At 68.6% G+C, this 18,241-nt stretch carries 16 protein-coding genes; 6 read left to right on the top strand and 10 right to left on the bottom strand.

From position 1 onward, the window contains the following. Positions 1-16 precede the first annotated feature (16 nt). The gene (locus ABC319_RS15745) at positions 17-1,612 is read left to right on the top strand and encodes an efflux transporter outer membrane subunit (protein ID WP_413071728.1); all 1,596 of its coding nucleotides are present in this window, start codon (positions 17-19) and stop codon (positions 1,610-1,612) included. Positions 1,613-1,686: 74 nt separating this feature from the next. Here the strand turns inward: ABC319_RS15745 and ABC319_RS15740 are convergent, their stop codons facing one another. Further along, positions 1,687-2,022: a phasin family protein gene (locus ABC319_RS15740; RefSeq protein WP_413071127.1), complete on the bottom strand. Its 336-nt coding sequence runs from the start codon at positions 2,020-2,022 to the stop codon at positions 1,687-1,689. A gap of 47 nt (positions 2,023-2,069) precedes the next feature. After that, positions 2,070-2,339, bottom strand: a complete 270-nt coding sequence (locus ABC319_RS15735) for a hypothetical protein (RefSeq protein WP_413071126.1) — start codon at positions 2,337-2,339, stop codon at positions 2,070-2,072. Positions 2,340-2,538: 199 nt separating this feature from the next. On the opposite strand from ABC319_RS15735, the gene acnA reads away from it, so the two are divergent. Both acnA and ABC319_RS15725 read left to right on the top strand, forming a co-directional pair. Then, entirely contained in the window at positions 2,539-5,226 is a 2,688-nt protein-coding gene (gene acnA, locus ABC319_RS15730; protein WP_413071125.1) for an aconitate hydratase AcnA, read from the top strand. Next, entirely contained in the window at positions 5,223-5,630 is a 408-nt protein-coding gene (locus ABC319_RS15725) for a DUF2147 domain-containing protein (protein WP_413071124.1), read from the top strand. The genes acnA and ABC319_RS15725 overlap by 4 nt, the downstream gene beginning before the upstream one ends. 19 nt (positions 5,631-5,649) lie before the next feature. Here ABC319_RS15725 and ABC319_RS15720 read toward each other — a convergent pair whose 3' ends face one another. The 8 genes from ABC319_RS15720 to ABC319_RS15685 all read right to left on the bottom strand — a co-directional run bounded on the left by ABC319_RS15720 (position 5,650) and on the right by ABC319_RS15685 (position 13,255). Next, entirely contained in the window at positions 5,650-7,074 is a 1,425-nt protein-coding gene (locus tag ABC319_RS15720; RefSeq protein WP_413071123.1) for an amino acid permease, read from the bottom strand. A gap of 47 nt (positions 7,075-7,121) precedes the next feature. After that, positions 7,122-7,475: a HesB/IscA family protein gene (locus ABC319_RS15715; protein WP_413071122.1), complete on the bottom strand. Its 354-nt coding sequence runs from the start codon at positions 7,473-7,475 to the stop codon at positions 7,122-7,124. 1 nt (position 7,476) lies between these two features. After that, positions 7,477-7,938, bottom strand: a complete 462-nt coding sequence (locus tag ABC319_RS15710; RefSeq protein ID WP_413071121.1) for an SUF system Fe-S cluster assembly protein — start codon at positions 7,936-7,938, stop codon at positions 7,477-7,479. Between the two features lie 13 nt (positions 7,939-7,951). Continuing rightward, a complete protein-coding gene (locus ABC319_RS15705) occupies positions 7,952-9,163 on the bottom strand; it encodes an aminotransferase class V-fold PLP-dependent enzyme (RefSeq protein ID WP_413071120.1) in 1,212 nt (403 codons plus the stop codon). A gap of 148 nt (positions 9,164-9,311) precedes the next feature. After that, on the bottom strand, positions 9,312-10,385 hold the full coding sequence (locus tag ABC319_RS15700) for a SufD family Fe-S cluster assembly protein (RefSeq protein WP_413071119.1): 1,074 nt from the start codon (positions 10,383-10,385) through the stop codon (positions 9,312-9,314). Next, on the bottom strand, positions 10,382-11,227 hold the full coding sequence (gene sufC / locus ABC319_RS15695; protein WP_413071118.1) for a Fe-S cluster assembly ATPase SufC: 846 nt from the start codon (positions 11,225-11,227) through the stop codon (positions 10,382-10,384). Before sufC ends, ABC319_RS15700 begins: the two co-directional genes overlap by 4 nt. An 85-nt stretch (positions 11,228-11,312) precedes the next feature. After that, positions 11,313-12,797, bottom strand: a complete 1,485-nt coding sequence (gene sufB / locus ABC319_RS15690) for a Fe-S cluster assembly protein SufB (RefSeq protein ID WP_413071117.1) — start codon at positions 12,795-12,797, stop codon at positions 11,313-11,315. Between the two features lie 2 nt (positions 12,798-12,799). Further along, positions 12,800-13,255, bottom strand: a complete 456-nt coding sequence (locus ABC319_RS15685) for an SUF system Fe-S cluster assembly regulator (protein ID WP_413071116.1) — start codon at positions 13,253-13,255, stop codon at positions 12,800-12,802. Between the two features lie 319 nt (positions 13,256-13,574). Here ABC319_RS15685 and ABC319_RS15680 point away from each other — a divergent pair, with 319 nt between their 5' ends. Genes ABC319_RS15680 through ABC319_RS15670 form a run of 3 tightly spaced genes read left to right on the top strand, consistent with a single transcriptional unit; the run spans position 13,575 to position 18,217 of the window. After that, positions 13,575-14,618 (top strand): quinone-dependent dihydroorotate dehydrogenase, encoded by a 1,044-nt coding sequence (locus tag ABC319_RS15680; RefSeq protein ID WP_413071115.1) that lies wholly within the window; start codon positions 13,575-13,577, stop codon positions 14,616-14,618. A 37-nt stretch (positions 14,619-14,655) separates the two neighbouring features. Then, positions 14,656-16,395 carry a gamma-glutamyltransferase gene (gene ggt, locus ABC319_RS15675; protein WP_413071114.1) on the top strand — a complete coding sequence of 580 codons (1,740 nt, stop codon included), beginning with the start codon at positions 14,656-14,658 and terminating at the stop codon, positions 16,393-16,395. A gap of 34 nt (positions 16,396-16,429) precedes the next feature. Next, entirely contained in the window at positions 16,430-18,217 is a 1,788-nt protein-coding gene (locus tag ABC319_RS15670) for an AMP-dependent synthetase/ligase (RefSeq protein ID WP_413071113.1), read from the top strand. Positions 18,218-18,241: the final 24 nt, after the last annotated feature.

Here is an 18,241-nt window from a genome sequence, read left to right as displayed (position 1 = left end):
GCAATCGCCGATCGCGATGGCAACGCTGCTCGCGGCGACGACGCTATCCGCCTGCTCGCTGGCGCCGACCTATGTGCGGCCGGAGGCTCCCGTGCCGCCGTCATGGCCGGTGGGCGATGCGTACCTCCGCCAGTCGGAGGCGGCGTTGCCGGCGATCACCTATCCGGCGGTCTTCACCGATCGACGGCTACAGTCCCTGATCGAGCAGGCGTTGGTCAACAATCGCGACCTGCGGATCGCGGCGGCCAACATCCAGGCCGCCCGCGCGCAGTATCGCATCCAGCGCGCGGACCTGTTCCCGCAGGTCGATGCGACCGGCCGCTACACCTACTCCGGCGGCGGGCGCGGCGCGTCGAACGTTGCGGGCGGCGGAACCGGTACTGGCGGAACAGGTACCGGCGGGACGGGAACCGGAGGTACCGGCACCGGCGGGACCGGCACGGGGACCGGAGGTACGGGCGGTACCGGAACCGGTGGAACCGTCGTGACCACGTCGAGCGGCAACAGTGCCTTCTCGGTTGGATTGGGTACCACGGCGTTCGAGCTCGACCTTTTCGGCCGCATCCGCAGCCTCAGCCGCGCGGCGCTGGACCGGTACTTCGCTACCGAAGCCGGTGCACGGGCGACGCGTCTGACACTGGTCGGCGACATCGCCGATGCCTGGCTGACCTATGCCGCCGACCAGACGCTGCTCCGCATCGCGCAGGATACCGCGACGTCGGCACAACGCTCGGTCGAGCTGACACGGGCACGGCTGCGCGGCGGGATCAGCCCGCGCACCGACGTCGCGCAGGCCGAGCAGATCCTGGCGACGGCGGAATCCGACCTGGCGCTCCAGCGGACGCTGGTGGCGCAGGACGCCAACGCGCTGCAGCTGCTGGTCGGCGCTCCGGTCGATCCCTCACTGCTGCCGGCGATGCTGGACGAAGCGGCAGCAAGCGTCGCCGCCCTGCCCGCCGGTCTCGATTCCGGCATCCTGCTGCGCCGGCCCGACGTGGTGCAGGCAGAATATGAACTTCGGGCCACCAATGCGGAGATCGGCGCGGCGCGCGCGGCACTGTTCCCCCGCATCTCGCTGACCGGGTTGGTCGGCTTCGCCTCGACCGCGTTGTCGTCGCTGTTCACCGGTGATGCCTTCAACTACTCGGTCGCGCCAGCGGTCTCTTACCCGATCTTCCAGGCGGGTGCCGGGCGGGCGAGCGTGCGATTTACTCAGGCACAACGCGATGCGGCGTTGGCGACCTATGAGCGCGCCATCCAGAGCGCGTTCCGCGAGACAGCCGACGCGCTGGCACGGCAGGGAACGATCGCCGAGCAGCTTGCTGCCAATCGCCGCAACGTCGCGGCGACGGCGGACACGCTGCGGCTGACGGACGCTTCCTATCGCGGCGGCATCACGCCGTTCCTCAACACCCTGGACGCGCAACGGTCGCTGTACACCGCACAGCGGCAACTGGTCGCTACCCAGCTGGTCGCATCGTCCAACCGGGTGACGCTGTACCGGGTGCTGGGCGGGGATTCCTCGCTGGAGGGCACGGCCGACGGGCCGCGTCCGGTAACCCCCGCCGGAGCCGCACGGCCGGCGGAAGCCGGAGCCCCGCCAGGCGAATAGCATCAGCCGGCGAGAGCAGTCGATCGGATGGGCGAGAACGACCCGCCTTCAGCCGGGTCGAACGGCCGCCCGGATTATCCCTGTCCGCCGCCCTTCAGCGGCGCGACCGCATCGCGGCCGAACTGCATGATGAGCTCCCCCATTTCCCGCGCCTGCGCCATCGACCGGCTGCCCTGATCGCGGAGATAGTCGGTCTGGATGCGCATGACCTCGCTCAGGTCCTTGGCCTGGGCCGCGGCGCGCATGGCGGCGAATGCTTCCTGTGCGTTGGTTTCCGCCTGCTCGATGATCTTGACGCCCAGGGTCGATCCGCCTTCCGCCATCTTCTGTCCGGATGCCTGCATCGCCTCGCCTGCCTGCCGGGCGCGTTCCGCGCCGCCCTGCGCCATGTCCTCGAAATTCTTCGCCATGTCGATTTCTCCTCATCCGTTGAACGATTGAACGTGGACCGCGATACCTATCGCGGTGCTGCGGTGTCCTCAGCCAGCGAACGATGCCGCGCCTCGGCCTCCGGATCGCCGCTGCTCTCAACGCCGGTATCGATCGGGCTGTTCGGCGTCGCGCCGCCACCCGTCACCGGGGCCTCAGCGTCGCCCGATCCGATCAGCGTGCCGCCGCCGGGCGCATTGTCCTGCCCCGTCCGGGCGAGCACGGCGGCGGCCGTATCGCGGTTGTGCGCGGTGGGGTGTGCGCCATAGGGCGCGTTGCTCGGCTGGTCATCGGGCATCGTCGTCTCTCCTTGTTTCGGTTCAACGAGCGGCCGGGGAGTTGCGATCCATTCTCACCCTGAATCCGGGCGTCTGGCGGTTCCCTTCGCTGCTCCCCCCTGCTATCGCGCGCCCATTCGGCACTCACCGACGCCCTCGCGCCCGCGCGGCCTTGCCGCCTTTTCCGGACGCCGACGGCGTAACAGGTAAAGGACGCACATGACCGCCATCGGCCAGGACACCCTAAAGACCCGCGCAACCCTCAACGCCGGTGGCAAGAGCTACGATTATTTCAGCCTGGCGAAGGCGGCGGAGAAGTATGGCGACATCAGCCGCCTGCCCTTCTCTATGAAGGTGCTGCTGGAGAACATGCTGCGGTTCGAGGATGGCGTGACCGTGACCGAGGCGGACGTGCAGGCGATCGTCGACTGGCAGAAGGATGCGCGGTCCAACCGCGAGATCCAGTATCGCCCGGCCCGCGTGCTGATGCAGGATTTCACCGGCGTTCCCTGCGTCGTCGATCTGGCGGCGATGCGCGATGCCATCACCAAGCTGGGCGGCAACGCGGCCAAGATCAATCCGCAGGTGCCCGTCCACCTCGTCATCGACCATTCGGTGATGGTCGACGAGTTCGGTACGCCGAAGGCGTTCGCGGACAATGTCGACCTTGAATACCAGCGCAACATGGAGCGGTACGAGTTCCTGAAGTGGGGATCGAAGGCGCTCGACAATTTCCAGGTGGTGCCGCCGGGCACCGGCATCTGCCACCAGGTGAACCTGGAATATGTCAGCCAGGCGATCTGGTCGTCGACCGAGAGCGGCGAGCACGCGCAGGGCGGCACCATGATCGCCTATCCCGACACGCTGGTCGGCACCGACAGCCATACCACGATGGTCAACGGCCTGGGCGTGCTGGGCTGGGGCGTCGGCGGGATCGAGGCGGAGGCCGCGATGCTCGGCCAGCCGGTATCGATGCTGATCCCCGAGGTGGTCGGTTTCAAGCTGACCGGCGCGCTGGCGGAGGGCATCACCGCCACCGACCTGGTGCTGACCGTGACGCAGATGCTGCGCAAGAAGGGCGTCGTCGGCCGCTTTGTCGAGTTCTACGGCCCCGGCCTCGCCTCGATGACGCTCGCCGATCGCGCGACGATCGCCAACATGGCGCCCGAGTACGGCGCGACCTGCGGCTTCTTCCCGATCGACGACCGGACGCTGGACTATATGCGCCTGACCGCGCGCACCGAGGAGAACGTCGCGCTGGTCGAGGCCTATGCCAAGACCAACGGCTTCTGGCGCGAGGACAATGCACCGGATCCGATCTTCACCGACACGCTGGAGCTGGACATGGGCACGGTTGTGCCGTCGCTCGCCGGCCCCAAGCGTCCCCAGGACAAGGTGTCGCTGAACAAGGTCGACGAGGTGTTCAACGGCGACCTGTTCAAGGTGTATCACAAGGAGCAGCCCGAACGCGCCGCGGTCGAGGGCGCATCGCACGACATCGGCGACGGCGACGTGGTGATCGCGGCGATCACCAGCTGCACCAACACGTCCAACCCGTCTGTGCTGGTCGCCGCCGGTCTGGTCGCCCGCAAGGCGCGGGCGAAGGGACTGACCGCCAAGCCGTGGGTCAAGACCTCGCTGGCGCCGGGATCGCAGGTGGTGACCGACTATCTCGACAAGGCCGGCCTGACCGAGGACCTGAATGCGCTGGGCTTCAACCTGGTCGGTTACGGGTGCACGACCTGCATCGGCAATTCCGGCCCGCTCGCCGCGCCGATCTCGGCGGCGATCAACGAGAACGATCTCGTCGCCGCGTCGGTGCTGTCGGGCAATCGCAACTTCGAGGGCCGGGTGTCGCCGGACGTGCGCGCCAACTTCCTCGCCAGCCCGCCGCTGGTCGTCGCCTATGCGATCAAGGGCACCGTCACGACCGACATGATCGAGACGCCGCTGGGTCAGGGAACCGACGGACAGGACGTGTTCCTGCGCGACATCTGGCCGACCAACGACGAGATCCGGTCGGTGATGGATGCCAATATCGACGACACGATGTTCCGCACCCGGTACGGCAACGTATATCAGGGCGATGCCAAATGGTCGGGCATCAACGTCACCGGCACCGCGACCTATGCGTGGCCGGCGGCATCGACCTATGTCGCCAACCCGCCCTATTTCGAGGGCATGGGGATGACGCCGGCACCGGTGATGGACATCATCGAGGCCAAGCCGCTGGCGATCCTGGGCGACTCGATCACGACCGACCACATCTCGCCGGCGGGATCGATCAAGGCGGACAGCCCCGCCGGGCGCTGGCTGACGGAGCGGCAGGTCAGCCGCGCCGACTTCAACAGCTATGGCGCACGCCGCGGCAACGACCAGGTGATGGTGCGCGGTACCTTCGCCAACATCCGCATCCGCAACGAGATGGTGCAGGGCATCGAGGGCGGCATGACCCGGTACGACGGCGAGGTCATGCCGATCTATGACGCGGCGATGCGCCACAAGGCGGACGGGACGCCGCTGGTCATCATCGCCGGCAAGGAATACGGCACCGGCTCGTCGCGCGACTGGGCGGCGAAGGGCACCAACCTGCTGGGCGTACGCGCCGTCATCACCGAGAGCTTCGAGCGGATCCACCGGTCGAACCTGGTCGGCATGGGGGTGCTGCCGCTGCAGTTCGCGGAGGGCGTGACGCGCGAGACGCTGGGCCTGACCGGCGACGAGACGTTCACGATCCACGGCGTCGCCGGCCTGCGCCCGCGCCAGGACGTAGAGGTGACGATGGTGCGCGCCGATGGCACGACCGAGAAGTTCCAGACCCGCTGCCGGATCGATACGGTCAACGAGCTGGAGTATTTCCTGAACGGCGGCATCCTGCAGTACGTCCTGCGCAAGCTGGCCGCGTGAAGACGCTGGCCGGGATCGCGCTGGCCATGGCGGCATCGGCCGCCGTGGCGGCGCCCGCCCCGATCGGCGGTCGCTGGCTGACGGCCGAGGGCAAGGCGATCGTCGAGATCGCTCCCTGCGGCCGCGAGCTGTGCGGGCGGATCGCCAAGGTGCTAAAGCCGCGGCCGGGCGGGCCGGCGGTCGACATCAACAACCCCGACAAGGCACTGCGCAATCGCCCGATCGAGGGGATCGCGATCCTGTCGGGCTTCACCCCGGCGGACGACCGGTGGAAGGGGCGCATCTACGATCCCGAGTCCGGCCGCACCTATCGCTCCGAACTGCGCGTCGAGGGCGGGCAGTTGAAGGTGAAGGGCTGTTTCGGGCCGTTCTGCCGCAGCCAGGACTGGACGCGGGCACGGTAATCCGGCCCGGCGCCGGCGATCAGCCCTCGCGGGCGCGCAGCCGCCGGGCGTAGAGGAAGTAGACCGCCAGCCCGACCAGGTTCCAGCAGAGGAACCAGATCTGAGTCCGCTGCGGCAGGCTGGCGAACAGGTACAGGCACCCGCCGATCGCGCCGAGCCCGACCACCCAGGGCAGCGGCGTGCGGAACGGACGCACCATGTCGGGCGCGCGCCGGCGCATCACCAGCATGCAGACCGCGACCGCGACGAAGGCGGTGAGCGTACCGGCGTTCGCCAGCGCGGCGATGGCGTCGATCGGCAGGAAGCCGGCGAACAGCATGACGACGGCGGCGGTGAACAGCGTGATCCGCACGGGCGTGCCGCGGCGCGATACGGTGGCGAGGCTGGCGGGGAGCAGGCGGTCGCGCGCCATGACGAAGAAGATGCGGCTCTGCCCATAGAGGAACGCCAGGATCACGGTCGGCAGCGCGACCACGGCAGAGGCGGCGAGGAAGGTGGCGACACCGCGGCGCCCCAGTTCGCGCAGGATGAGCGCCAGCGGTTCGGGGCTGGCGGCGAAGCGGGTGAACGACAGGGCGCCGACCGCCGCGACCGCGACGATCATGTAGATCGCGACGCAGGCGACCATCGATCCGACGATGCCGATCGCCAGATCACGGCCGGGGTTCTTCGCTTCCTCCGCCGCCGTGGAGATCGCATCGAAGCCGTAGAAGGCGAAGAAGATGATCGCGGCCGCGGCCATGACCCCGCGCTCGACGCCGTCCGCCGACGCGGTCTTGCCACTGCCGAACGGGGAGAAGGGGTGAAGGTTGGCGGCATCGAAATAGGGCAACGCAACGACGACGAACACCGCCAGCGCGATCATCTTGACGACGACCAGCACGGCGTTGATCGTCGCACTCTCCCGCGTGCCGAGCGTCAGCAGGCCGGCGACGACGGCGACGATGAGAAGCGCGGGGAGGTTCACGCCCCAGGCCGCGACTGCCCCGTTCGCCATGGTCGGCCCGTGCGCCAGCGCATCGGGCAGGTGGATGCCGAGCCCGGAGAGGAAGCCGACCGCATAGCCCGACCAGCCGACCGCGACGGTCGCCACGACCAGCGTGTATTCGGCCAGCAGGCTCCAGCCGACGACCCACGCGATCACCTCCCCCAGCACGGCGTAGCTGTAGGTATAGGCGCTGCCCGATACGGGCATCATCGTCGCCATTTCGGCATAGGCGAGCGCGGCGCAGGCACAGATCGCGCCGGCGATGGCGAAAGAGACGATGACGGCGGGGCCGGCACGATCGGCACCGACGCCGATCAGGGTCAGGATGCCGGTGCCGACGATCGCCCCCACGCCCAGCGCGACGAGGTGCGGCCAGGACAGGGTGCGCGCCAGCTGATGACCGCCGCTATCCGCTTGCGGTAGCGTGATATCCTTGCGCCTGAACAGTCCGTCCATCCCGTCCTCCCCCGATCGTCGTTGCAGGGGTCAGTACACGGCAAGGATCAGACGGTGAAGCTTTCCCCGCAACCGCAGGCGCCCTTGGCGTTGGGATTGTCGAACACGAAGCCGGCGGTGAAGTCGTCCTCCACCCAGTTCATCGTCGATCCGATCAGATAGAGGATCGAGCCGCCGTCGACGAACAGCGTGCCGCCCGCCGTGTCGATCTTCTCGTCGAACGGCTTCGCCTCGGTAACATAGTCGACCGAATAGGCGAGGCCCGAGCAGCCGCGGCGCGGGGTCGACAGCTTCACCCCGATCGTGCCGGCAGGCGCGCGCGACATCAGGTCGGCGATCCGCGCCTCTGCGGTCGGTGTCAGGTTCAGCGCCGCCGGGCGCGGACGAAGGGTGGTGGCCATGTCAGAGCATCCCCAGTTCGAGCTTCGCCTCGTCCGACATCTTCTGCGGATCCCAGGGCGGATCCCAGACGAGGTTGACGTCGGCGGTGGCGATGCCGGGGACCGCGGCGACGCGCAGTTCGACCTCGGCCGGCATCGATTCGGCGACCGGGCAATGTGGGGTCGTCAACGTCATCGTCACCGCGGCGTGACCACCATCGGCCACCTCGACGCCGTAGATCAGGCCGAGGTCGTAGATGTTCACCGGGATCTCCGGATCGAAGATGTCCTTCAGCGCGTCGATCACCGCCTCGTACAACTCGCCGCCCGGCTCGCCGGGGCTGTCGCCCTGCGGCTTCTGCGCGAGGAAGCCGGCCAGATAGTCGCGCTCGCGCGCGGCAGGCGCCGCCTCCGCCGCATCGTCGACGCGTGCCTTGGGCGGGGGGGCGACGCCCTCCACCTGCTCGACCTCGAAACCGCTCATGCGACCATTCCCGTCATCCAAAAATTCTCGTCACGCGTTCGATGCCGCGGGCCAGCGCCTCGACATCCTGCGGGCCGTTGTACACGCCAAAGCTGGCCCGTGCCGTCGCCGGCACGCCCAGCGCGTCCATCAGCGGCTGCGCGCAGTGATGGCCGGCGCGGATCGCGACCTGCTGTTCGTCCAAGATGGTGCCGATGTCGTGGGGATGCACCCCCTCTATCGCGAAACTGACGATGCCGGCCGAATCGTCGGGACCGAGCAAGCGGACGCTGTTGATGCTGCCGAGCGTGGCGCGCGCCTGTGCGACCAGTGCGGTCTCGTGCGCGTGGATGCGATCGAGGCCGATCGCATCGACATAGTCGATCGCGACGTGGAGCCCGAGGGCGCCGACGATGTGCGGCGTGCCCGCCTCGAACCGGCCCGGCGGGGGAGCGTAGGTGGTCTTCGCAAAGGACACCCGGTCGATCATCGAACCGCCGCCCTGCCACGGCGGCATCGCATCGAGCAGCTCGGGCTTGCCCCACAGCACGCCGATGCCCGTGGGGCCGTACAGCTTGTGCCCGGAGAAGACGTAGAAGTCGCAGCCGAGCGCCGCCACGTCGACCGGCAGTCGCGGTACCGCCTGGCAGCCGTCGATCAGGATCCTGGCACCGACGCCGTGCGCCAGTTCGGTGGCGCGAGCGACATCGAGGACCGAGCCGAGGACGTTCGACACATGGGCAAGCGCCACCAGCTTGTGCGCCGGCGTCAGCATCGCCGCCATCGCGTCGAGGTCGATGCGGCCATCGGCGGTGAGCGGGGCGACGTCGATCGCGGCACCGACCCGTTCGGCGACCATCTGCCACGGCACGATGTTGCTGTGATGCTCCAGCATCGACAGCATGATGCGGTCGCCGGCCTTCAGCGTGGTCGCGGCCCAGCATTGCGCGACGAGGTTGATCCCCTCGGTCGCGCCACGGACGAAGACGATCTCGTCGGCGGAGCCCGCGCCGATGAAGCCGGCCACGCGCCGGCGAGCGGCCTCGTACGCCACGGTCATGTCGGCCGACCGCTGGTACACGCCGCGGTGAACGGTGGCGTAGGTCTCGCCATATGCGCGGGCGATGGCATCGACCACGACCTGCGGCTTCTGCGCGGTCGCGGCGGTGTCCAGATAGGCCCAACCAGCGGGAATCGCCGGGAAATCGGCAAGGGCATCGAGCGGGGCGGCGGTCGTGACGGTCATGCGACGCTCCGGAAGGTAAGGCTAAGGTAAGGCATAAACACCAGTTGCGCGCCGGTCGCCGTCGTCCGGTCCGCCACCCACGACCGGGTCGCGCGTGAGTGGTCGCACGAACCGTCGATGTAGGACAGGGAGACGGCGGCCGGACCGGTCACAGCGCCCTTTCCAGCCATGCATCGGCATCGGCGACGAAGGCGTCGCGGACCGTCTCGTCGCCGATCCGATCGAGCGCGTCGGCGACGAAGGCGCGGGTCAGCAGCGCCTGCGCCCGCGCGCGCGGGATGCCGCGGCTCTGCATGTAGAACAGGGCGCGGGCATCGAGCTCGCCGACCGTGGCGCCGTGCGCGCACTTCACGTCGTCGGCGAAGATCTCCAGCTCGGGCTTCAGGTTCACGGTCGCGGTCCGCTGGAGCAGGAGGCCGCGCAGCGACTGCTCGCCATCGGTCTTCTGCGCGTCGCGCGCGACCTCCACCGCAGCGGCGAGGCTGGCGGTGGAACGGTCGGCAGCGACCGCGCGCCACAGCTGGTGCGACTGGCCGTTGGGCTCGGCATGACGGACGCGCACGGCGCATTCCTGCCGCTGCTCGCCGGCGGTCAGCAGCGCGCCGCCATATTCGGCGAACGCCCCCTCCCCCGCGACGATCGCGGCATCGATGCGGGTGCCGGCCGCGCCGCCACCCAGGAAGGTGGTGACGAGGCTGGCGCCGGTGCCGAGTGCGGCTTCCTCACGCAGCGACACGAAGCCGCCATCCTGCAACAGCCGCACCGCGCGCATCAGCCGCGCCGCGCGACCCAGCGTGACGCGGGTGAAGCGGTTGGACCAGCCGGTGCCGACATAGGTCTCGACGACCTGCGCGACGGCATCGTCGGCCAGCGCGATGTCCGCAGGCAGGTGGTTGGCGGCGCCGGTGGCGACATGGACGATCTGGACCGGATGGGCGGCGGCATCCTCCGCCAGGTCGAGCGCCCAGCCCGCCCCGGCTGTCCGGGCGGCGAGCGCATGGTCGCTCGCCTCTACCCGGCGCAGCGTGACCCGGTGGAGGTCGCTTGCGGTGCGATCGACCACGCCGTCACGAACGACGATCCGCGCGCCGGGCAGGTCGAGGAACCAGCCGGCGGGATCGGCAGCCGCGGTGCGCGGCAGGGCGGCGGCGGTGGCGATCCCCTGCGGATCGGCCCAGCGCCACGCCTCCTCACGGGTCGAGGGGAGTTCCAGCACGCTCATGCGACGGCGGCCGTCGCATAGCCCTGCCGTTCCAGCTCGTGCGCCAGTTCGGCGCCGCCGGTACGGGTGATCACGCCGCCGTCCAGCACATGAACGAAGTCGGGCTTCACGTAGTCGAGCAGGCGCTGGTAATGGGTGATGAGCAGCACCGCTTTGTCGGGGCTGCGCATGATCCGGTTGATGCCGTCGCCGACGATACGCAGCGCATCGATGTCGAGGCCCGAATCGGTTTCGTCGAGGATCGCGAACCTGGGGTTCACGACGCCCATCTGGACCATCTCGTTGCGCTTCTTCTCGCCGCCCGAGAAGCCGACATTGACGGGACGCTTCAGCATCTCGGCATCCATGTCGAGCTTGCGCGCCTCCTCGCGGGCGAGCTTCAGGAATTCGGCGCCGGACAGCGGCTTCTCGTCGCGGGTCGCACGCTGCGCGTTCAGGGCTTCGCGCAGGAACTGGACGTTCGACACGCCGGGGATTTCCACCGGGTACTGGAAGCCAAGGAACACGCCGGCGGCGGCACGCTCGTTGGGTTCGAGGGCGAGCAGGTCGATCCACTCCTCGTCACCCCGGACTTGATCCGGGGTCTCGCTGCTTTCGCTCGCCTCAGAAGAAGAAGCGGGACCCCGGCTCAAGGCCGGGGTGACGGTGGTGGGTTTGAAAAGGACGGAACCCGCCGTCACCTCGTAACCGGGACGGCCGCCGAGGACATAGCCGAGCGTCGACTTGCCAGCACCGTTCGGGCCCATGATCGCATGGATCTCGCCCGCGTTGACGGTGAGGGACAGGCCCTTGAGGATTTCCTTGCCGTCGATCTCGGCGTGGAGGTTTTCGATTTTAAGCATTTAAGCCGTCATTCCCGCGAAGGCGGGAATCCATAGGCCCCGCCGAGTGTATGGATCCCCGCCTGCGCGGGGATGACAGTTGATCCTAGCCCACCGATCCCTCGAGGCTGATGCCGAGCAGCTTCTGCGCCTCGACCGCGAATTCCATCGGCAGCTGCTGCAGCACCTCGCGGGCGAAGCCGTTGACGATCAGGGCGACCGCCGCCTCCTGATCGAGGCCGCGGGACATGGCGTAGAACAGCTGGTCCTCGCTGATCTTGGACGTCGTCGCCTCGTGCTCGATTTGGGCGCTGGGGTTCTTCACCTCAATGTACGGGATGGTGTGCGCGCCGCAGCGGTCGCCGAGCAGCAGGCTGTCGCACTGGGTGAAGTTGCGGACGTTTTCCGCGCTGGGCCCGACGCGGACGAGGCCGCGATAAGTGTTGTCGCTGCGCCCGGCGCTGATCCCCTTCGACACGATGGTCGAGCGGGTGTTCTTGCCCAGGTGGATCATCTTGGTGCCGGTGTCGGCCTGCTGGCGATTGTTGGTGACCGCGACCGAGTAGAACTCGCCGACCGAGCCGTCGCCCGACAGGACGCAGCTGGGATATTTCCAGGTGATCGCACTGCCCGTTTCGACCTGCGTCCACGACACCTTGCTGTTCTTGCCCTGGCACAGCGCACGCTTGGTGACGAAGTTGTAGATGCCGCCGACGCCGTTCTCGTCGCCCGGATACCAGTTCTGGACAGTCGAATATTTGATCTCTGCATCGTCGAGCGCGACCAGTTCCACCACGGCGGCGTGGAGCTGGTTCTCGTCGCGCATGGGGGCGGTGCAGCCCTCCAGATACGAGACGTACGCACCCTTGTCGGCGACGATCAGCGTGCGTTCGAACTGGCCGGTATTCTCCGCATTGATGCGGAAATAGGTCGACAGCTCCATCGGGCAACGGACGCCTTCGGGAATGTACACGAACGTGCCGTCGCTGAAGACCGCCGAGTTCAGCGTCGCGAAGTAATTGTCGCGCTGCGGCACGACCTTGCCCAGCCACTTGCGCACCAGATCGGGGTATTCGCGGATCGCCTCGCTGATCGAGCGGAAGATGACGCCGGCGGCTTCCAGCTCCTTGCGGAAGGTCGTGGCGACGCTGACGCTGTCGAACACCGCGTCGACCGCGACGCGGCGCTTCGGGTTGCCGTCCGCGTCGAGGTCCTCGACGCCGGCCAGCATCTTCTGCTCGGCGATCGGGATGCCGAGCTTTTCGTAGACGCGCAGGATCTCGGGATCGACCTCGTCGAGCGACCCCAGCTTGGGCTTCGCCTTGGGCTCGGCGTAGTAATAGGCGTCCTGATAGTCGATCGGCGGGACGTTGAGCTTGGCCCAGTCCGGCGCCTCCATCGTCTGCCACAGGCGGAACGCCTTCAGCCGCCAGTCGAGCATCCATTCGGGCTCGTTCTTCTTGGCGCTGATGTAGCGGACGGTGTCCTCGTTCAGGCCCTTGGGCGCGAAGTCCTGTTCGATGTCGGACGAAAAGCCCCACTCGTAGGTCTTGGACACGGCCGCATAGGCCTCTGCGTTCTTGGTCGCCATGGTTACACCTGTTCGCCGAGAAGGGCGGGAATGGGATCGTGGGTCGGAGCGGGCGCCCGGGAGAGGCGGGCAAGCGATACGCCGGCGAGCGCGCCGCGGACCGCTTCGTTGACGACGCCCCAGTGCGGCCGGACCTGGCAACTGCCCTCGATGGCGCAGTCGTGGCGGCTGCCCTCGACGCAGGAAGTCATCTGGATCGGTCCCTCGACCGCCTCGATGATGTCCGCCAGGCTGATCGCCGAGGGCGGCCGCGCCAGGCGGAAGCCGCCGCCGGTGCCACGTGCGCTTTCCAGCAGGCCCGCCGCGGCGAGGCGGCTGACCAGCTTCTGCGCGGTGGGCAGCGGCACGCCCGTCTCCTCGGCGAGCAGCGTCGCGTTCAGCCGCGCCACACCGCCGCAGTGGCGCGCGGCGGCGGACAGCAACACGACCGCATAGTCGGCAAGAGAGGAGAGGCGCATGAGCTAATCGGACCTATTCGTTCCGATTGCCAAATGGGCTCGCTGCGGTGCGGGATCAACCGCTATCTTTGCGAACGTCTCGCAGGGGACAGGTGCGAGAAGGTGAAGAAGCCTTTGTTCTCGCGGAGACGCGGAGACGCGGAGAAGATCGAGAGAGGGTCAGGTCGATCTCCACCGGCGCCCCGATCGAACCCGACCGGAATGCCTGTGGCATCGCCAGGGCGAGCGCGACGCGTGCATTTCGATTTTCTCTCCGCGCCTTCGCGCCTCCGCGCGAACCGGCTTCCTTCGCCTGCGCGACGCGTGCAAAGGCGAAAGCATGGCCTGGTATCACCCCCTGCTGTTCGCGCTCGATGCAGAGCGGGCGCACCGACTGACGATCGCCGCGCTGCGGTTGCGCGGCAAGTTCGTGGTAAATCACTCGGTCGATACGTATCGCGCGCCGCTGGCGACGACGGTGGCGGGCCTGCGGTTCGCCAACCCCGTCGGTCTGGCGGCCGGGGCCGACAAGAATGGCGAGGCGGTCGACGGCTTTTTCGGCCTGGGGTTCGGCGCGGTCGAGATCGGGACGCTGACACCGCGGCCGCAACCCGGCAACCCACGCCCGCGCCTGTTCCGCCTGCGGGAGGACGGCGCGGTGGTGAACCGCTATGGCTTCAACAATGGCGGGCTCGCCGCGGGGCTGGCGCGGGCCGGGGCATCGTCCATGCGCCGTCCTGCCGGGGGGGGCATCCTCGGCATCAATGTCGGCGCGAACAAGGATTCCGAAGACCGGATCGCGGATTATGTACAGGGCGTCAGCGAGGCGGCATCGGTCGGCGATTACGTCACGATCAACATCTCGTCTCCCAACACGCCGGGCTTGCGCGACCTGCAAAGCGGCCAGCCCCTCCGCGACCTGCTCGCGGCCTGTGCGACGGCGCGGGGAACCACGCCGTTGTTCCTGAAAGTCGCACCCGATCTGGAACCGGGACAGGTGGACGAAATCGCGCGCGCCGCGATCGACAACGGGCTGGCGGCGATCATCATCGGCAACACCACCGTCACACGACCATCCCTGCGATCGGCCCATGCCGGCGAAACGGGCGGGCTGTCGGGCGCACCGCTGGCACCGCTGGCGCGAGAGCGGCTGGCCGATTTCCGCAAGGCGACCGGCGGGCAGCTGCCGCTGATCGCCGCGGGCGGGATCGGATCGGCGGACGAGGCGTACCGGCGCATCCTGGCCGGGGCCAGTCTGGTCCAGCTGTACACCGCCCTGGTTTATGAAGGGCCGGGCCTGCCCGCACGGATCAATCGCGGGCTTGCGGCCTTGCTGGCCCGCGACGGCTTTGCCAGTGTGGCGGAGGCGGTCGGCGCCGGCTGACTTGTCCGGCCCGCGAATGGCGTTACGGTTCGCGGCCATGAAGACCCCTGCCCCGTTGCTTGCCGCGCTGCTCCTGCCGATTGCCGCTCCCGTCGCGGCGAAGACGCCGGTGGCGCAGGGCATGGTCAGCGCCGCCGACCCGCGCGCCGCCGCCGCGGGGGTGGAGATGCTGCGGGCCGGCGGTTCCGCGACCGATGCGGCGATCGCGACGATGCTGGCGCTGAATGTCGTCGAGCCGCAGAGCTCCGGGATCGGCGGCGGCAGTTTCTGGGTCACCCACAAGGCCGGGGCGAAGGGCGTGACGACGATCGACGCGCGCGAAGCCGCGCCCGCCGCCGCCGATCCGCGCTGGTTCTACGCCGCCGACGGTACGCCGATGAGCCACCGCGATGCGGTGCCGGGCGGGCGCAGCGTCGGCGTGCCGGGGGCGTTGCGCGGCATGGCGCTGGCGCACCGGCAATCGGGCAGGCTGCCCTGGGCGACGCTGTTCGGGCCGGCGATCCGGCTTGCGCGCGACGGGTTCGCCGCCAGCCCGCGCTTCACCAACGCGGTCACCTTGTTCGGCAAGCACCTGACGGCGGAGAGCCGGGCGCTGTATACCGGTGCCGACGGGCAGCCGTATCGGGTGGGCGCGACCGTTCGCAACGCGGCGCAGGCGGCGCTGCTGGAGCGGATCGCGACGCAGGGTGCCGACAGTTTCTATGTCGGGCCGCAGGCGGCGAAGCTGGTCGCCACGGTCAACACCGCCGCCCGCAATCCGTCGGCGATGACGACGGGCGACCTGGCCACCTATGACGCGAAGGTGCGCGCGCCGGTCTGCACACGCTATCGCCGCTATCGCGTCTGCGGGATGGGGCCACCATCGTCGGGCGGCATCACCGTGCAGATGATCCTGAAGCAGCTGGAACGGTTCGACATGGCCGCGCTGGGCAAGGACTCGCCCGTGGCGTGGCACCTGTTCGCCGAGAGCAGCCGCCTGGCCTATGCCGATCGCGACCTGTACGTCGGCGATCCCGATTACGTGTCGGTGCCGGCGAAAGGACTGGTCGATCCGCGCTATCTGGCGGGACGATCGGCGCTGATCTCGCCCGACCGCACGATGGCGAGCGTCAGCGCGGGAACGCCGCCCGGCGCGCCGCGACGGGTGAAGGCGCCGGTCAGCGAAGTGGCGGGGACGACCGACCTGGTCGCGGTCGACCGGCGCGGCAACGTCGTCGAGGTGACGACGACGGTCGAGGGCGCGTTCGGATCGGGCCTGACGGTCGACGGCACGGTGCTGAACAACGAGCTGACCGATTTCGACATCGTGCCGGTGAAGGACGGCAGCCTGGTCGCCAACCGGGTAGAGGGCAGCAAGCGGCCGCGCAGCTCGATGGCGCCGACGATCGTCTACAATCCCGACGGCAGCGTGCGGCTGGCGCTGGGCGCGGCGGGCGGATCGACGATCATCGCGCAGATCGCCAAGGCGCTGGTCGGCGTGCTCGACTGGCAGCTGAGCGCGCAGGACGCGATCGCGCTGGGGCTCGTCTATGCGCCCGGCCGCACCGCGACGCTTGAGCGGGGGACGACGGTGGAGGCGATGGCCCCAGCCCTCCGCGCGCTGGGCGAGACGGTGCAGGTCGCCCCGATGGGGCTGAAGGCGAATGCGATCGAACGGGTCGGCGGCCGCTGGGTCGGCGCGGCGGACCCGCGGAGCGAGGGCGCGGCGATGGCCGAGGACGGCACCGTTACCCGCATCCGGCGGGCCGGCGCGGCGCCCGACGGGCCATCGGAATAACGGACACGCGAAGACGCGGCCGGCAGGAGAGATCATGCGAACCCTCGAACATTTCCCCAACCTCGTCACCATGTTCTTCCAGCGAGCGCGGGAAAAGGGCGACGCGCCGTTCCTGTGGACGAAGGCGGACGGGCGCTGGGAATCGACCAGCTGGTCCGACACGGCACGCCAGGTCGCCAGCCTTGCCGCAGGGCTGAAGGCCGTGGGGATGAAGCCAGGCGACCGGATCATGCTGGTGAGCGAGAACCGGCCGGAATGGTGCATCGCCGATCTGGCGATCATGGCCGCCGGCTGCATCACGGTGCCGACCTATGTCACCAATACCGAGCGCGACCACCTGCATATCCTGGAGAATTCCGGTGCGTGCGGGATCATCGTGTCGACCGCCAAGCTGGCGAAGGTACTGATGCCCGCGGTGCTGCGGTCGAACCAGGGACAGACAGTGATCGGCATCGACGAGATGCGCGCGCCGTCCGGCAGCATCGATTTCCATGACTGGCACGCGCTGATCGCGCAGCATCCGACCGCGGCCGAGGACGCCGCGGCGCAGGCGACGTTCGGGCGCGACGATCTGGCCTGCATCATCTACACCAGCGGGACCGGCGGCGCGCCGCGCGGGGTGATGCAGCATCACGGCGCTATCCTGCACAACGTCAACGGCTGCTGCACCGTGATCTCCGAGGATTTCGGCTGGGGGGACGAGGTGTTCCTGTCGTTCCTGCCGCTCAGCCACGCATACGAGCATACCGGCGGGCAGCACTTCCCGATCGGGCTGGGCGGGCAGATCTATTACGCCGAGGGACTGGAGAAGCTGGCCGCCAACATCGAGGAGGTGCGCCCGACGATCATGGTCGTGGTGCCGCGCCTGTTCGAGGTGCTGCGGATGCGGATCAGCAAGGCGATCGAGAAGCAGGGCGGGCTGTCGCAGCGGCTGCTGGACCAGGCGGTGAGGATCGGCGGTCGCCATTACGAGGGGCGGCTGCGGCTGATCGACCGGCCGATGCAGCTGGTGGTCAACACGCTGTTCAAGCCGAAGATCGGCAAGAAGTTCGGCGGGCGGCTGAAGGCGATGGTGTCGGGCGGTGCGCCGCTGAACCCGGAGATCGGCGTGTTCTTCCAGTCGCTGGGCCTCACCTTCCTGCAGGGTTATGGCCAGACCGAGGCGGCACCCGTGATCTCGTGCAACCGCCCGTCGGCGGGCGTGCAGATGGACACGGTGGGCCCGCCACTGCCGAATACCGAGGTGCGGATCGCCGACGATGGCGAGATCCTGGTGCGCGGCGAACTGGTGATGCACGGCTATTGGCGCAACGAGGCCGAGACGGCGCGCGTGCTGAAGGACGGCTGGCTGCACACCGGCGACATCGGCGAGATCGACGATCGCGGCCGGATCAGGATCACCGACCGCAAGAAGGACCTGATCATCAACGACAAGGGCGACAATGTCGCGCCGCAGAAGGTCGAGGGGATGCTGACCCTGCAACCCGAGATCGGCCAGGCGATGATCGCCGGCGACCGGCGGCCCTATATGGTCGCGCTGATCGTGCCTGACCCGGAATGGACGCAGGAATGGTGTGCGAAGGGCGGCGGACGGTGCGACTTCGCCCGGCTGGCGGAGAATGCCGACTATCGCGCGGCGCTGAGCGCGGCGGTGGAGCGGGTGAACAGGGACCTGTCGGTCACCGAACGGGTGCGCCGTTTCGTGCTGGCCGACGGGCCGTTCACGATCGAGAACGAACAGCTGACGCCGAGTTTGAAGATCCGGCGCCATGTGATCCGACAGGTGTACGGCGAGCGGCTGGACGCGCTGTATCGGGGCTGATCATTCCCCGCCTCTTCTCTCCCC

The organism is Sphingomonas phoenicis, assembly GCF_047238005.1.
Lineage (GTDB): Bacteria > Pseudomonadota > Alphaproteobacteria > Sphingomonadales > Sphingomonadaceae > Sphingomonas.
Note: the sequence above shows the minus strand (reverse complement) of the source record. Positions and strands in the feature narration are given on the sequence as shown.

Excerpts from the sequence above, each read along its gene's own strand:
- ABC319_RS15680 (WP_413071115.1), top strand. The coding sequence starts at position 13,575 with ATGGCCTGGTATCACCCCCTGCTGTTCGCGCTCGATGCAGAGCGGGCG.
- ABC319_RS15705 (WP_413071120.1), bottom strand. The coding sequence starts at position 9,163 with ATGACCGTCACGACCGCCGCCCCGCTCGATGCCCTTGCCGATTTCCCG.
- ABC319_RS15715 (WP_413071122.1), bottom strand. The coding sequence starts at position 7,475 with ATGGCCACCACCCTTCGTCCGCGCCCGGCGGCGCTGAACCTGACACCG.
- sufB (WP_413071117.1), bottom strand. The coding sequence starts at position 12,797 with ATGGCGACCAAGAACGCAGAGGCCTATGCGGCCGTGTCCAAGACCTAC.
- acnA (WP_413071125.1), top strand. The coding sequence starts at position 2,539 with ATGACCGCCATCGGCCAGGACACCCTAAAGACCCGCGCAACCCTCAAC.
- ABC319_RS15735 (WP_413071126.1), bottom strand. The coding sequence starts at position 2,339 with ATGCCCGATGACCAGCCGAGCAACGCGCCCTATGGCGCACACCCCACC.
- ABC319_RS15700 (WP_413071119.1), bottom strand. The coding sequence starts at position 10,385 with ATGAGCGTGCTGGAACTCCCCTCGACCCGTGAGGAGGCGTGGCGCTGG.
- ABC319_RS15745 (WP_413071728.1), top strand. The coding sequence starts at position 17 with ATGGCAACGCTGCTCGCGGCGACGACGCTATCCGCCTGCTCGCTGGCG.
- ABC319_RS15720 (WP_413071123.1), bottom strand. The coding sequence starts at position 7,074 with ATGGACGGACTGTTCAGGCGCAAGGATATCACGCTACCGCAAGCGGAT.
- ABC319_RS15740 (WP_413071127.1), bottom strand. The coding sequence starts at position 2,022 with ATGGCGAAGAATTTCGAGGACATGGCGCAGGGCGGCGCGGAACGCGCC.
- ABC319_RS15685 (WP_413071116.1), bottom strand. The coding sequence starts at position 13,255 with ATGCGCCTCTCCTCTCTTGCCGACTATGCGGTCGTGTTGCTGTCCGCC.
- ggt (WP_413071114.1), top strand. The coding sequence starts at position 14,656 with ATGAAGACCCCTGCCCCGTTGCTTGCCGCGCTGCTCCTGCCGATTGCC.
- ABC319_RS15710 (WP_413071121.1), bottom strand. The coding sequence starts at position 7,938 with ATGAGCGGTTTCGAGGTCGAGCAGGTGGAGGGCGTCGCCCCCCCGCCC.
- ABC319_RS15670 (WP_413071113.1), top strand. The coding sequence starts at position 16,430 with ATGCGAACCCTCGAACATTTCCCCAACCTCGTCACCATGTTCTTCCAG.
- sufC (WP_413071118.1), bottom strand. The coding sequence starts at position 11,227 with ATGCTTAAAATCGAAAACCTCCACGCCGAGATCGACGGCAAGGAAATC.